Origin of the sequence: Chryseobacterium nakagawai (genome assembly GCF_900637665.1) — a bacterium.
GTDB classification, from domain to species: Bacteria; Bacteroidota; Bacteroidia; order Flavobacteriales; family Weeksellaceae; genus Chryseobacterium; species Chryseobacterium nakagawai.
This window is the reverse complement of sequence record NZ_LR134386.1, coordinates 2,949,522-2,964,999: the sequence shown is the minus strand read 5'-3', so window position 1 is coordinate 2,964,999 and position 15,478 is coordinate 2,949,522. Positions and strand designations below refer to the sequence as shown.

The window sequence follows — 15,478 nt, the reverse complement described above, 5'->3', positions numbered from 1 at the left end:
ATAGACCTTAAAGCACATAGAGCCTGATTGTAAATAGTCAGGCCTTTTTATTGATGATTGCCAGAATTACTTTTATTTCGAGAAGGAAGATTCTAAGTGTTTTAAACGTTCTTCAAAAATAGACTGTTTATGTTGCATTTCTATATTCGAATTTTTCAATGCTTCATTTTCCTTTTCTAATGTCTCTATTTTTTTTGCCAGTTCCTGAGTTGCAGAGATATTCAACATAGATAGAGCATCGTAGTCTACAGTTCTCAAATCAGACACTTCAGTTCCGTAAACAAATAGCTTTCCTTTAAGGTTTTTATCCGCTAAATTAACTGTAATGCTATTAGGCGTGCTTGCCTGGATCTCCAAAATAACTTCTCCTGTTTCATCATATATTTTAAGAAATTTGTCCTCCTTTGCAATAAGAATGGGCTTTTCAAAAATAAGAATTCCCCCATTTTGTTTTGCCAACTGATAGATATTAGGAATAAAAGTCTTTACACCACTTCTACTGACTGCTTGCGGATATACAGCCTCTACCTCCTGAGCAATCACCTTTTTAAACTTCTGCTTACCATATACCCATTCATCTTTCATAAAATAATTGGTAATGCTGAGCTTTTTTAAGAGTTCCAAATCTTTTGCACCCTCTGACTTTCCTATGATATTTTTGATTCTTTTATCTGAAAAAAGAGAAGTTTGTGCTACACTCAGTTTCCCTACTGATATAATGTTTCCATCCGCATAAATAGACGTGTTGGTATTAAAAGTACCAATATCATTGGTATAATTAGAATAAGTAGTTAACGTTCCGTCAAAAGAGCCTGAATCCGGACTTATTCCATAATAAGTAAGGCTTGATGCCGCTAAAGGCCATACAGTAGTTTTTAACCTAATATCCAGTGGAAATTTTGGAGTATTTGTTCCAATACCAACATTACCGTTCTGGTCAATATTGATTCTTCTGTTTCCGTCACCATCAGCAATGATGATGTTATTCGAAAGCAAAGCTGGTAACCCGCTGACATTAGCTCCGATAATGGTATTGGATTTTCCGGAAACAAGTCCGGCCGCCGCCCGGAAGCCAATAAAAGTATTATAATTATTTACAGAATTTAAATTATATCCTGCTGATCCACCAATCGCTGTATTTCCTCTTCCACCAGGCATCATTCGGAAAGAGTCACCTCCAATTCCTATATTGTCGTCTCCTGAAACAAGCTCACGAAGAGAACTAGCTCCAATACCAACATTGCCTATTGTACTTTTAGCAGAAAAGAGTGAAAAATAACCGTTGGCAACATTATTATTTCCATCCAGATTCGAATATAAAGCTCGGTATCCATACCCTGTATTTTGTATCCCCGATTTGTTACTACTCAATACATCTGCTCCTATGGCAGTATTCATGCTGCCTATGGTATTTGAAATTAAATTATTCACGCCTACGGCAGTATTGTTAAGTCCTGTTGTATTAGCTGTCAGGCTATTCACTCCAAAGATGGTATTCGTGGTATTTAAGACCCCGGATACAATATTATTTCTTTTAAAAATAACATCTACATTATCAGAAGTTCCTATAAAATTAATTCCGTTTACCATACCCGAGTTCCCCGTCAGGCTCCATCCTGTCATCACAATAGGAGTTAAGTCATCCAACACTTTCGTCCATCGTCCAGCACTGGCACTCCAATAATAATATCCTGGAATAACACCGTTTACAGCAGCTGTATTATAAATCATTAAAGAATTGGCAGGTGATGGTATTGTAGTAGTATCTGAATTTCCAGTTAATGCGATCCTTGGGATTAATATTCCTTTATTAGAACCCACGACATCTAATACAGAGGATGGATTAGGTGTTACCGTATTGATCCCAATCTGAGCTTGTAAGTTATTTTCAAAAAAAAGAAGTAACAGCAGCAATGTGCATTTTTTCATGTTGTAAAGGTTAATGAGTTCTTACAAAATTCAATGAGATGTTTTGTAAGAGTATCAGGTTATCATTGTAAAAGAAATACAAAATTAGTAAAGCAAAATGGTTTGGTAATGCTCTTTTGCAGAAATTTGGGTTTATATAACTGTCTTCCAATAAGATTGTAATTTGAGAGAAAGTCTCATTTTATCAAATGATGCTAATGCTTAACAAAATAGGGAATCAAAAAACGGCTGGTAAGATCCAAAAGACATCCTTGAATCTATTAATTCTTGCAAAAATTCATATGATTCACCAAAGAATTTTGATCTTTAAGTCAATTTTTCAACTCTTTTTTAGGTAAGACTATTAATTTAGCCTCATTCTAAACAAATGTTTAATTAAATATTCAAAATACTATTAATCAATTACTTAAATCAAAACCAAATATGGAAAACAACTGTTTTTTTATTGATTTTAACCAGTGAAAATATTTTTTGGCAAGCAATTTGAAAGATCTCCAGCGTTCAACAGAAATGTGAACAAGTAGTAAAATTTAAAATTAAGAAAGAGTAAAATTAAAAATTTAAAGTTATGAAAAAGTTAATTTTAGGATTAGCAGTAACTGCAGGAACATTAGCGTTCGCTCAACAAACAACTTCTTCTAATCCGGTAACATTTGGGGTAAAAGGAGGAATGAACGTTTCTTCACTTTCAAAAGACAATGGGTTAGATGACCAAAAATCTAAAATCGGATTCAATGCTGGTGTATTTGCCAACATTCCGGTAGCAAGCTCATTCAGCGTACAACCAGAGGTATTATACTCGCAGTATGGTGATAAAATCGACTATACTTTAGCAGGTACAAAATATTCATCTTCAAGAAAGCTAGATTATATTACAGTACCGGTAATGTTCCAGTATAATGCACTCCCTAACCTTTATTTAGAAGCAGGACCAGAATTTGGTTTCATGGTAAGCGCTAAAAATAAATTCAAGAACGAATCTAACGGGAACTCCTCTACATCAGACAACTACAAAGATAATTTTAATACATTCAACTTTGGTATTGGCTTAGGTGCAGGATATTATTTCACTCCTAATCTGGGAATCACTGCAAGATACGTTGCAGGTTTAACAGATATTGCTAAAAACAGACCTAGTGGATCTGATGCAACAAGAAATAATGTATTCCAGGTAGGATTAGCTTATAAATTTAAATAAGCTTCTTAAACATTCAGTAACAAATTTTATATTCAATAAAAGATCAGATTAAAATTTAATCTGGTCTTTTTTTATTACAATCTTAAATTGTGTTAATGAAATATAGTTTTTTTTATTAGTGTAATTCTTTAAAATTTAATGACTAATACCCTATCATAAAGATAAATAAAGGGAATTTGTATTTTTGGCACGCAATTTGAAGATAAAGAAATTGTTAAACAAAACTTAAAAACTATTAAATAAAAACTTATGAAAAAGATTCTTTTTGGTCTTGCATTAGTAGCAGGTACTTTCTCTTTCGCACAAAAAACTTCAAGCAATACAGCATCATCTTCTCCAGTTAGATTCGGGATTAAAGCTGGTCTTAACGTTTCAACTGTTTCTAACTATAACGCTAATTCAAAAGCTGGATTTTATGGAGGTTTATTCGCTACTATTCCAGTAGCTCAGGATTTCTCTGTACAACCGGAAGTATTATATAGTGGTATGGGTGCTAAATCTAAATATGATAGCAGCGATAAAATTAATCTAGATTATATCGCAGTACCGGTAATGTTCCAATATAACGCACTACCTAATCTATATTTAGAAGCTGGTCCTCAATTTGGATTCCTAGTAAGCGCTAAAGCAAAAGATAATAACGGTTCTTTAGATATTAAAGACGGATTGAAGACTTTTGATTTCGGACTTGGTCTTGGTGCAGGATATTACTTCACTCCTAACATCGGAGTTAACGTAAGATATGTTGCTGGATTAACTGATATCGTTAAAGACAGAATCGGTGGTGATTCTGCTAAAAACGGAGCATTCCAAGTTGGTTTAGCCTATAAATTCTAAGCCTGGCACTTAGCTTTAATAACAAAAATATAACCGGATTATCTATTTAATCCGGTTTTTTTATTTCCAAATTTCATTTTTAATTTTTTGGCAAGGAATTTGCCTATAGAGTACTAATTATATCTGTTTAGAAATCATTTTAAACCTGTATTTTTTTACTTTAGGATTTTAAAATTGAAAAGTAATTATTGATGGCTTAAAATATTTGTTGGAAGTTGATTTAAGAAACTGAAAGGCAGATAACGGAAATATAATTTTATATTTTCCAATAATTTAGAATACATTTTGATTTCAATAGAAAAAGTCAGGTTTACTTGTTAAATCTGACTTTTTCGCTTTTACATGATTTTTATCATTTTTGTCTCTTTGGCGGGACTTTTGATGCAGCCAGAGAGAAAATTTAAATTTTATAACCATGAAAAAAATATTCATAGGATTGGCATTTGCAGGAAGCCTTTTTATTAATGCACAGGAAAAAACCAAATCATCTTCTCCTATTACTTTTGGAGTGAAAGGAGGATTAAATCTATCTACTGTTTCTGAGAACAATAACAATGGTGAGTATCATGATGATGAAAATAAAATGAAAGCTGGTTTTCATGCAGGAGTCTTTGTTAATATTCCGGTGGCAGAAAAATTCAGTATTCAACCGGAACTTCTTTTCAGCCAATTAGGGGCAAAAATAGAAGAAAGAGAAAGATATCTTGTAGCTGACTACAGCTATAAAAGGGATTCTGATTATAAAGCAAACTTTAATTACCTTGTTCTTCCGGTGATGGTTCAATACAATATTCTTCCGCAGCTTTATGTTGAGGCAGGTCCTGAGTTTGGATATTTGATGGGGGGAAGATTTAAGGGTGATGATGTAACTACAATCAGAAAGTCAGCAGGGAGCTCAACAGTTATCACTAAAGAAAGTCTTTCTGAAAAATTAGATACTGATCTTTATAACAGATTCCAATTTGGATTAGGGATTGGTGCAGGATATTACTTTACTCAAAACTTTGGAGTAACAGCAAGATTTACGGCAGGTCTTACCAACATTCTGAAGGATACTGATGGGGATTACAAGGTAAGAAACAATGCCTTCCAGGTGGGTGTAGCTTATAAATTCAAATAGATATTTATTATTTTTCGATGTAGGCCAGGTATTTTTCAATACCTGGTTTTTGTTTTTTTGGTATTAGACTTATAAATTGAAGATTTTCATCACTAAAGAAATAAAAATATTCTCAATTAAGAAATATCATCCAAATGGAATAGATTTAACATAAAATTTATCATAAATACTCCTTATATGTTGAAATATTTTATATAAAACAAAATATAATAATTCTTTTTTAAATTGAAAAACCTATTGAAATAGCCTGTACATCTAGGTTTTTTGAGTTTGGCAAGCATTTTGCAAAATAAACCGCGAATGGTTGAAAGACCATCACAAGTAGTAAAAATTAAAAAATAAAAATTATGAAGAAGTTATTTTTAGGACTGGCATTAACTGCTGGAACTTTAGCCTTTGCTCAGGAATCAACAACTGTAAATACGTCACCTCTTAAAAAAGATGCTCAACCTGTAAGATTTGGTATTAAAGCCGGAGGTAACTCAGCGTATTTCAGTGAGCAAAAATTCGGAATGAACAGCCAGAAATTAGGTTTCCACGCCGGAGCTTTTGTAAACATTCCTATCTCTAAACAATTCAGCTTCCAACCGGAGGTATTATACAACCAAATGGGGGCAAGAGATGTAGCTTATTCAACAGAAGTAACAACAGGAGCAACTACTGTAAAAACTAAAGGAGAAAGTAAAGTAACAATGAACTATATTTCAGTTCCTTTAATGGTTCAGATGAGACCTATGGATAAATTCTATGTTGAAGCAGGTCCTGAATTCAGTTACTTTATCAACGGTAAAACTAAAGGAGAAGCTACTGTAGCATCTACCACAGGAGGAATAACTACAACTACCTCACAATCTCAGTCTGATGATCTTAATAAAGATGATATCAATAAATTCAACTTCGGTTTAGGTCTTGGTTTAGGATATGATATCACCAATAACATTGGGATCAGCGCAAGATATGTTAACAGTTTAACAAAGATCGATAAGAGCAGACCAGCTGCTGAAAACAACAACAGAGTTTTCCAATTAGGTCTGAACTATAAGTTCTAATAAAAAATAAACCAATTTTTTAACTTCAGATGCAGGTTTCTGCATTGCATAAAATAGCCGGAAGAATTTCTTCCGGCTATTTATATTTTGGTGAAGTAGCTGTTGCAATATTGATGTATAATTTTATATGGGGTGTCAATCTGAGTTAAATGAAGAATCTCTTTCAACCTTTTGAGAATATTTATTCAAATATTCGGGGATCATCACTGATTGCTCCATCAATTCCCATATCTTTCAACGCCTGTAGTCTTTCTTTGGTATTCACAGTCCATGGGATCACTTTCATTCCTAATGCATGACATTGCTGTACAAGCTCAGGAGTAACCAGCCTGTGCTCTGGGCTATAAATGGTTGGAGTAAAACTTAAAAATTTCATATCACCTGCTACTCCATTAAGGTGATCCGGATATAATTTAAATTTTTCCACAGGAATATTCTTGAAATTAGCCCGTTGTTGTGCTAATTTTTTATCATTCACTTCTTCTACAAGTAGAGTGGTCATCATTTTAGGATATTCTTTATGGATGATCTCAAGGGTTCTGGGATCAAAAGACTGAATAATAACTCTATCCTGAATTCCTTTTTCTATAATAATCTTCATCATCAGATTTACAAATTCTTTAGGCTCAGGATGAAAAATATTGTCCGAAAAGGGGCGTGTCTTTGTTTCTATATTATAATAAGGTAAAGGTCTTTTCAATTCACGGGAATAGTTTTCCACAGCATCTATTACTTCAGAAAAAAGAGGTTTCTGAACTTTCACTTTCTTTTGATCAGGATAATTTTCAAGTTTCTTTAATCCTACATCAAATGTCTGAATCTTTGCATAGGGCATTTCATAAATCTTATAGTAAAAACCTGAGTCTTTCGGAATATAGGTTCCATCTGGTTTGGTAATTAACTCCGGTGATAGAAATGAATCATGGGAAAGGATCACTTTTTTATCTTTTGTAATTGCCAGATCCATTTCGAGGGTTGTAACATTCATTTGTAAAGCATTTTTCATCGCCGGGATTGTATTCTCCGGATACAAAGACTTTCCGCCACGATGTGCCTGGTTATCAAAAGACTGCGCTGAATACAATTGAGTGGCAATAATAAATATACCTGATAAAAATGCGTTCTTCATATTCCTGAAATTTTAATCTAATAAAATTAAAACTTACTGGTGTATTTTATAATACCGGAACATTAAGGTTATGCTACATTTTATGGCGTTTTGGAGAAAAAAAAGCAGACCGAATGGAGGCAAATATACTGAGAAGCGAGATGAATATTCTTGAGATTTCCCCGGAATGACATAATACAACAAAAAGAGCCAGATAGTAAATACCTGGCTCTCTATTATATGTAAGAAATATTTTAATTAAATAGTTCTACCTCTTCTCCTTTTCCTACCGGATATTCTTCTGTAAAGCATCCAAAGCAGTGATTAGAAGATCCTAAAATATCTTTTAGGTTGTCTATGCTTAAAAACTCTAAAGAATCTACTCCTAAATAGTTTCTAAGTTCTTCTGTAGACATGTTTGCTGAGATCAGATCATCTTTTGACGGAGTATCAATTCCCAGATAACATGGAGCAATAATGGGTGGAGAAACACTTCTGAAGTGAATCTCTTTTACGCCTGCATCTTTTAAAATTTTAACCAACCTCTTAGATGTTGTTCCACGAACAATAGAGTCATCAATAATAACTACCCTTTTATCTTTCATTTCTGAAATAATAGGATTAAGCTTAAGATTTACTACTCTTTCTCTCATTTCTTGTGTAGGAACAATGAAACTTCTTCCAATGTATCTGTTTTTAATTAAAACAGGGCGGAAAGGTATTCCTGAAGCTTTTGAAAACCCGATGGCAGCAGGAACTCCGGAATCCGGAACCCCAATAACCAAATCAGCTTCTACAGGAGCTTGATCCCATATCTTTTCACCCGATTTTTCTCTAATCTCATAAACATTAATGTTTTCTAAGGTAGAGTCAGGTCTTGCGAAGTAGATGTATTCAAAAGAGCAGATTCTCTGTTTTCCTTTGGCTTCATCCATCATATAAGAATGAAGTTTTCCAGGTTCATTTTCGTTGGTATAAATGATTTCTCCAGGAAGAATATCGCGTACATATTGAGCTCCTACAGCATCTAATGCTACAGATTCAGAAGCAACTACATAAGAATTTTCATTAATCGCTCCTAAAACTAATGGACGAATCCCATTGAAATCTCTGAAAGCGAAGAATTTATTTCTTGTCATTCCTACTACGGAATAAGCTCCTTCAATCTTCTCCATAGTAGCTTTAATGGCTCCACGAAGCCCAAGATCAAGATTTTTCTGGATTAATCTTAAGATCACCTCAGAATCGGAAGTTGCTCTGAAAACTACACCTTCAGCTTCTAATTCGTTTTTTAACTCTTTCGCATTGGTAAGGTTACCGTTGTGTGCTATAGAAAGTATAATCTGGTCATATTCGTTTTTCGCGAAAAATGGCTGGAAGTTATATTTCTTTTTATCTCCTGCAGTGGTATAACGAGTATGCCCAATTGCAGAATTTCCCATAAAAGCTTCAGGTTCCTGAATGTCTTTATAAACGTCTAAAACCAATCCTTCATCTTTCATGTTGGTGATTCTTCCGTCTTTTAAAACGGAAATACCACAAGCTTCCTGGCCTCTGTGCTGTAATGCAAAAAGCCCGAACTGTGAAAGAGAAAACGTATCCAGATCTTCATCTGAATAGAGTCCGAAGATTCCACATTCTTCATTAGGAGCATCTAATCTTTCCTCTTCCTGAGTTCTGAAGAGATTTCTTCCGTAGACCTGGTTTTCAAACTGTTTTAAATATTCACTTTTATGAATGTCTAAACTTTTCATTTCTATTTTTTCTAATTGTAGATCTTAGAAGTCAGATTTCAGATCTCAGACTAAAAGCTAACTTCAAATTTTAATTTTGTTTTAACTAACAAAGTATTTTCAGTACCAACATCTGATATCTGAAATCTGGTGTCTGAAATCTTATTTCTTTAAAAGATTTTTAAGACGGTTGTAAATTTCAACATATGCCTCAGTTACTTCTCCTAAGTCTCTTCTGAATCTATCTTTGTCAAGCTTTTTCATGGTATCTTTATCCCAAAGTCTGCAAGTATCAGGAGAAATTTCGTCAGCTAAGATGATTTCCCCGTCAGAAGTTTTCCCTAATTCGATTTTGAAATCTACCAGGATGATGTTGATCTTATCAAAAAGGTCGATAAGGATTTCATTAATGTCTGATGTTAATTCATACATTTCATCAAGCTCTTCGTAAGTAGCAGCTCCTAAGAAAACAGCGTGGTGATCATTGATAAGCGGATCTCCCAATTCGTCTTTTTTATAGCAGATATCGAAGATGGTTACCGGCGATTTGATTCCTTCCTCCACTCCTAATCTTTGTGCCATGCTTCCCGCAGAGTAGTTTCTTACCACCATTTCCAAAGGAATGATAGATACTTTTCTTACCAACTGCTCTCTTTCGTCTAATTGTTTAATGAAATGAGTTTTGATTCCTTTTTCATTTAAATATTCAAAAATAAGGGTTGTGATGGCGTTATTCATCTCTCCTTTAAGGTCAACCTGGCCTTTCTTTTGAGCGTTAAATGCTGTAGCATCGTCTTTGAAACGTACTACTACTTCATCAGGATTATCGGTAGCAAATACTTGTTTTGCTTTTCCCTCGTACAACATTTCTTTCTTTTGACTCATAATTTTACTTTCTAAATTGTAGTTAGATTTATTGATTTACTTTATTATTATTCCTGTTAAGACAGCCAGTCCAAAACTTAACAATGTACCAATTAATACATATTCCGTAAGTTTTCTCTGTTTTGCCTGTGCAAGGTCGCTGAATCTGAAAACAGATTTGGCAGCCACCATGAAACCTACGCCTTCCCAGTGATTCACCATAATAAAGGTAAATACCAGCAGACGTTCTAAAATTCCGATATATTTTCCGGCACTTGATAAAGATTCGGTTTGGATCGTATTGGGGCCATCCGGAGCAGGTGTCCAGGATGATAGCAGGATTTTGATAAAAATAGAAGCCGGTGTTGTCAGAAACAAAGCTGCCATAAGTATCTTTAAAAATTCCTGATTTTGTAAAAAGGCGAAATTATATTCAGCGAAATAGAATGACACTCCTGCAATCACTAAGACATGAAGCATCTGATCGATGAAAAACCATCTTTTTTTTGTTTTTACAGTTTGGAAGCTAAGTTTAGCAGCATCAATGATGAAGTGAGTAACTCCCACTAAAATAGCCACCCACCAAAGCTCCAGATCCCAAAGAAGAATGAGGTTTAAAACAATGTGAATCAGAACATGAAAGTATAAATACTTACTTTTCAGTTTATAGTTCTCCTTATCAGCAACCCATGCATTTGGCTGAAGTATAAAATCTCCGAGTAGATGTGCCAATATGAGTTTAATAAAGATCATGCCTATAGTTCTGAAATTTTCTTTCTAAAATACTGATTGGTTTCCACGATGAGCTCATAGTTGGCTCGTTTCAGTCTCTGGCTGATAGAAGACTGTGAAATAGCAAATCTTTTAGCAAGATCTTCCTGGGTAATATCTTGATTCATAATCATTTCATGAATGATTTCAGAGGTAGCCATAGTCCAATTGTCAAAATCTTTGGATGACCATTTCAATAAAATATTGAGATCTCTGTCTACAGAATCGTTTGATGTTTTTATAGCCACCGTATGCCCATCACTCTTCAAGTCATTCAGAAGTCGTCCGGAATTTACATAAGCGGTACCGTTGGATTCGGTGATCTTTTCAGAAGAAAAGCTTTCTTCTCCAATCCCTATGGCCATTCTTACATCCAGATTTTCCTGACTCTTAATAAGTGATTTTATGGCTAGAAAATGCCAGAAAACAGAGTCAATACTGCATTTAAACTGAAATTCATCCCCCCGGTAGATCTCCCATGTGTAAGGAGCGCTTCCCCAGGTGTCGAGAAGATTTTTAAGCTTGGTAATCCAAACTTCAGTGTCTGCATGCTGTGAATTTATAATATCACCGGTAATGACCGCTATCATCCTGCAAATATAAGCATAATTACTTATAAATAAAAAATATAAGCAGAAACACTTATAGATATTGATTATTAGTGAATCTGCTTATATCAATTATACAGTAAACATAAGGCTTTTAAGACTTTAAGTGAAATTAAAAAATTAGACAAAGACAAAATAAATGAAAAATTTTCATGAGAAGTTGAATATTAACTCAATTTCTTTACTGTTTTTTTATTTGAGAAGCTGTTTCCTGCTATCCGCTCATACTCCTCGCTCCCCTCTTCTCCCATTGCTTGCTGTGGGGTAACCGCTACTATCAGGGCTATTATCCTCGCTGGGATTTCAAACCCTGGCAGGATTAAGACTACGATCTCTAAAAAAATAAAACCTAACAGGTTTCAAAAACCTGTTAGGTTGGGTATCATTAAAATATTAGTTACTATTTCTTAATAAACTGTTGTACATGATCATCCAGTCTTAGAATATAGGTTCCTGTAGGAATTGCCTGAACAGAAATATCTTTCTTGTTTCTGAACGGATCTTTCTCTGTAAAGATCACTTTTCCCGAGAAGTCAATGATCTGGGCCGTTTTGATTTTTTCAATTTCTCCATTTACAAAAAGACGATCATATACAGGGTTGGGATATATTCCTAATTTTTTATCCTTGGATGCAATAAGCTCTGTAGTAGATAATGTTCCAAGGTTTTGACAATAATTGGATGGATAAGAGTCCCATTCTCCGATACTGAATGTACTATTAGGTTGATTAATGGTACTTTTTCTATATAATGAAACATTGCCATTGCTATTGGATACGTATTTTGTACCAATCGCATCTACAGTAATTGTTTTATTATAAGCAAGCTCTACATAATTCTCTCCCTTGAAAGTCATAGGATCAGAAGCCGTTACAAATTTAGCCTGGTCATTGGAATAACATGATAAAGTAGCTTTGGGATTCAGGATTACAAAAATTTCGTTATTTCCTATTTTTCCCTCCAATTCATAAGTATCTGCATTATAAATAGCTCCTGAAGTGTTATTTTTAAGTTGAATATTAATTCTGTAGTTATTTAAATTAACTTCATGTCCCGTTTTATTTACAATTTCCAGTGCGTTATTCTTAATAGTATTGGCCACATTATTGGTTCCTGATATATACTTTGTGATCATAAGATCGGCAGCATAGGAGTCTGAAGCAATAGTGGTAGCTGTAGCAGTATTACTGAATGGAGATTCCAGATATCCCTTATCAAAAGCTTTTACTGTAAATGTATAGGTTGTAGACGGACTCAGGTGATCTATCGTTATAGAAGTCCCCTTTGTAATAGCAACAGGCGTTGTTGAGTCATTCATATATATCCTGTATCCTAAAACATCTGTATCCGTAGAAGCAGTCCAGTTCAGATTGACAAAATAAGCATTCTGTTGTGTTGAAACCAGAGATTGCGGAGCTGCAGGAGCAATATTATCCGGAGTTTCAGACCAGATCATGTCAATCCATTCAGGATGATCAATGAAAGGATTTCTGTTTTTCTGTATGGCATATATTGCATTATTCCTATCGATTTCTCTCTGTGAAACAGGGTCCATTGCACTCCATTGCTTTAGCATCGCAACATAAGGAAGATCAATTGCTCTTTCTTCCGTTCCATCAAGCGGACATTGGTCTGTAGCTGGGGTTATGGTTGCAGATGTACTGTATGCTGTATTAAACGAGCCTAATTTACCTTCATATCTAACAGCAAAATACAACAATGTTCTGGCAACATCTCCTTTGAATTCATCAATAGGTTCATACACTCTTCCTGCATAAGGATAATTAGGGATGGCTGCTTTAGATATCTTCGAAGTATTAGTAAAAGTATAATAATTAGTAGTACCTGCTATCCCATAAGGATAGTTATTTCTCAATTGATTGATTCTGGCATCTGCAGGAATAATAAAATTCAGATCTGAATACATTGGGTAATCACTGATTTTAGAGCTTGTACTGAATGTGCTTTGAGGCATCATATGCTCCCTGTTATACCCCAACCCTTCAGCATTGGCACCAGATATCATTTGATTAGATTTATATTCATATGCATCTGGTCCTGATGGAATTTCTGAATAAATATCCAAAAGATATTCTGTGTTCGAAGAGTCGTGATCATAATATTTATCTAGATCGGTTTGATTATAAAGATTCGGAAGATCATCATAATGCCAGTTGACCATTTTTGCTGAAATAATATCATGAATCTTAGATTTCAGGGCATAGCCGGTTAATCCGGCCGTTCCATTATAATATCCGGCAGGAGCCTGCGCAGAAATATAACAAGAAATCAGTAAAATAGGAAGTAGAATTTTTTTCATGCCTTAAAAATTGGGAAGCTAAATTAGTAAAATAAAATAGGCAAAAGCTTGAATATCTTATTAAGAAACCATTAAGTTTTGAAATATAAAAAATTGGAAATTAAAATATTGACATGATATATATTATGGATGTGATAATTTTTTTTAGCATTCCGTCAATTTAATTATCTTTGGGAACTAACTATTATCAATATGAATACAGAGACAATTGACAACATCAAAATGATAGCGGAGACAGCTAGAGAATTTGCAGAAAAGAATATCCGACCGAATATTATGGAGTGGGATGAAAGCCAGACTTTTCCAAAAGACTTATTTCACCAGTTGGGAGAAATGGGCTTTATGGGAATTGTAGTTCCTGAGCAGTACGGAGGTTCCGGTTTAGGCTATCACGAATATGTTACTATCCTGGATGAAATTTCTCAGGTAGACCCGTCTATTGGGCTTTCTGTAGCAGCGCACAACTCTCTTTGTACCAATCATATTTATGAGTTTGGAAATGAAGAACAGAGACATAAGTGGCTTCCTCAATTAGCTTCCGGAAAGGTAATCGGAGCTTGGGGATTAACGGAACACAACACTGGTTCAGATTCAGGAGGGATGTCTACCACTGCGGTAAAAGATGGTGATGACTGGATCATCAGTGGAGCTAAAAACTTTATTACTCATGCTATCTCAGGTGATATTGCTGTAGTAATGACCAGAACAGGTGAAAAAGGAGCTAAGAATAACTCTACCGCTTTTGTATTAGAAAAAGGAATGCCTGGATTTACTTCCGGTAAAAAAGAAAATAAATTAGGAATGCGTGCTTCTGAAACCGCAGAATTAATTTTTGATAATGTACGTGTACCGGATTCTCACCGTTTAGGTGAAGTAGGTGAAGGTTTCAAACAGGCCATGAAAATTCTTGATGGAGGTAGAATTTCTATCGCTGCATTAAGCTTAGGAACTGCAAGAGGAGCTTACAAAGCAGCTTTAAAATATGCTAAAGAAAGACATCAGTTTGGAAAATCAATTTCTGAATTTCAGGCCATTAATTTTATGCTGGCTGATATGGCAACAGAAATTGATGCGGCAGAACTTTTGATTCAAAGAGCAGCAACCTTGAAAAATGCTAAGCAAAAAATGACAAAGGAAGGAGCAATGGCGAAATTATATGCTTCTGAAGCTTGTGTAAGAATTGCTAATAATGGTGTTCAGATCTTTGGAGGTTACGGATATACAAAAGATTTCCCTGCTGAAAAATTCTACAGAGACTCTAAGCTTTGTACGATTGGTGAAGGAACTTCTGAAATCCAAAGATTGGTGATCGGAAGAGATATTACAAAATAATTTTAACCCTCATACAAATGATTAAACAGGCACTTTTAGGTGAATTTCTGCACGAAGCTGAAAACACCAGAAAAATTTTGAAAGCAATCCCCGACAGCGCTTTAGATTGGAAACCGTCCGAAAAAAACTGGACAACCGGTCAGCTGGCGTCTCATATTGCAGAAGTTTATAACTGGTACGACCCTACCTTTAATCAGGATGTCTTTGACATGGGTAAATATCAGTATGATAAAGGTGATATTTCCAAGGCTGAAAATATTGTAGCAAAATTTGAAGAAAATGTAGCTAAAGCACAAAAGGTTTTGGAAAACTCTGATGAAAGCACTTATTTTAATGATTGGAAGATGGAAGTGAATGGAAACGCAATTTTTCCTGCTTCTCCAAGAGTTCAGGTAGTAAGAGGTTTTCTTTATAATCATTTGTACCATCACAGAGGCGAGTTGGTTGTTTATTTAAGATCAACTGGAAATAAAGTTCCTGGACTTTATGGTCCCACTGCTGATGATGTAAGATAACCGATAATTATTATAATTAATAAAAAATGACATGCATAATTGATGCATGTCATTTTTTCATTTTGAGACATTATCGTTTTACATATATTCAATG

General features: G+C 34.6%; 13 protein-coding genes. 6 read left to right on the top strand and 7 right to left on the bottom strand.

Annotation, left to right across the window (positions count from 1 at the left end):
* Positions 1-72: 72 nt before the first annotated feature.
* Positions 73-1,929: a tail fiber domain-containing protein gene (locus EL260_RS13370; RefSeq protein ID WP_123855823.1), complete on the bottom strand. Its 1,857-nt coding sequence runs from the start codon at positions 1,927-1,929 to the stop codon at positions 73-75.
* A 568-nt stretch (positions 1,930-2,497) separates the two neighbouring features.
* Between EL260_RS13370 and EL260_RS13365 the strand changes: the two genes are divergently transcribed.
* From EL260_RS13365 to EL260_RS13350, 4 genes are all read left to right on the top strand, one after another.
* On the top strand, positions 2,498-3,127 hold the full coding sequence (locus EL260_RS13365) for a porin family protein (protein ID WP_123855822.1): 630 nt from the start codon (positions 2,498-2,500) through the stop codon (positions 3,125-3,127).
* A gap of 249 nt (positions 3,128-3,376) precedes the next feature.
* Complete coding sequence (locus EL260_RS13360) at positions 3,377-3,964, top strand: porin family protein (protein ID WP_123855821.1); 588 nt, start codon at positions 3,377-3,379, stop codon at positions 3,962-3,964.
* Positions 3,965-4,379: 415 nt separating this feature from the next.
* Positions 4,380-5,084 (top strand): porin family protein, encoded by a 705-nt coding sequence (locus tag EL260_RS13355; protein WP_123855820.1) that lies wholly within the window; start codon positions 4,380-4,382, stop codon positions 5,082-5,084.
* Positions 5,085-5,431: 347 nt separating this feature from the next.
* Positions 5,432-6,133 (top strand): porin family protein, encoded by a 702-nt coding sequence (locus EL260_RS13350; protein WP_123855819.1) that lies wholly within the window; start codon positions 5,432-5,434, stop codon positions 6,131-6,133.
* Positions 6,134-6,314: 181 nt separating this feature from the next.
* Here the strand turns inward: EL260_RS13350 and EL260_RS13345 are convergent, their stop codons facing one another.
* The 6 genes from EL260_RS13345 to EL260_RS13320 all read right to left on the bottom strand — a co-directional run bounded on the left by EL260_RS13345 (position 6,315) and on the right by EL260_RS13320 (position 13,537).
* A complete protein-coding gene (locus EL260_RS13345) occupies positions 6,315-7,262 on the bottom strand; it encodes a glycerophosphodiester phosphodiesterase family protein (protein ID WP_123855818.1) in 948 nt (315 codons plus the stop codon).
* Positions 7,263-7,495: 233 nt separating this feature from the next.
* The gene (purF, locus tag EL260_RS13340; protein WP_123855817.1) at positions 7,496-8,995 is read right to left on the bottom strand and encodes an amidophosphoribosyltransferase; all 1,500 of its coding nucleotides are present in this window, start codon (positions 8,993-8,995) and stop codon (positions 7,496-7,498) included.
* A 141-nt stretch (positions 8,996-9,136) separates the two neighbouring features.
* Positions 9,137-9,859, bottom strand: coding sequence for a phosphoribosylaminoimidazolesuccinocarboxamide synthase (gene purC, locus EL260_RS13335; RefSeq protein ID WP_068943250.1), 723 nt, complete (start codon positions 9,857-9,859; stop codon positions 9,137-9,139).
* A gap of 36 nt (positions 9,860-9,895) precedes the next feature.
* Positions 9,896-10,591, bottom strand: coding sequence for a DUF3307 domain-containing protein (locus tag EL260_RS13330; RefSeq protein ID WP_123855816.1), 696 nt, complete (start codon positions 10,589-10,591; stop codon positions 9,896-9,898).
* A gap of 2 nt (positions 10,592-10,593) precedes the next feature.
* Positions 10,594-11,199, bottom strand: a complete 606-nt coding sequence (locus EL260_RS13325; protein WP_123855815.1) for a SatD family protein — start codon at positions 11,197-11,199, stop codon at positions 10,594-10,596.
* Between the two features lie 418 nt (positions 11,200-11,617).
* A complete protein-coding gene (locus EL260_RS13320; protein WP_123855814.1) occupies positions 11,618-13,537 on the bottom strand; it encodes an endonuclease in 1,920 nt (639 codons plus the stop codon).
* A gap of 192 nt (positions 13,538-13,729) precedes the next feature.
* Between EL260_RS13320 and EL260_RS13315 the strand changes: the two genes are divergently transcribed.
* Both EL260_RS13315 and EL260_RS13310 read left to right on the top strand, forming a co-directional pair.
* Positions 13,730-14,869, top strand: coding sequence for an acyl-CoA dehydrogenase family protein (locus EL260_RS13315; protein ID WP_123855813.1), 1,140 nt, complete (start codon positions 13,730-13,732; stop codon positions 14,867-14,869).
* Positions 14,870-14,886: 17 nt separating this feature from the next.
* Positions 14,887-15,384 carry a DinB family protein gene (locus tag EL260_RS13310; protein ID WP_123855812.1) on the top strand — a complete coding sequence of 166 codons (498 nt, stop codon included), beginning with the start codon at positions 14,887-14,889 and terminating at the stop codon, positions 15,382-15,384.
* Positions 15,385-15,478: the final 94 nt, after the last annotated feature.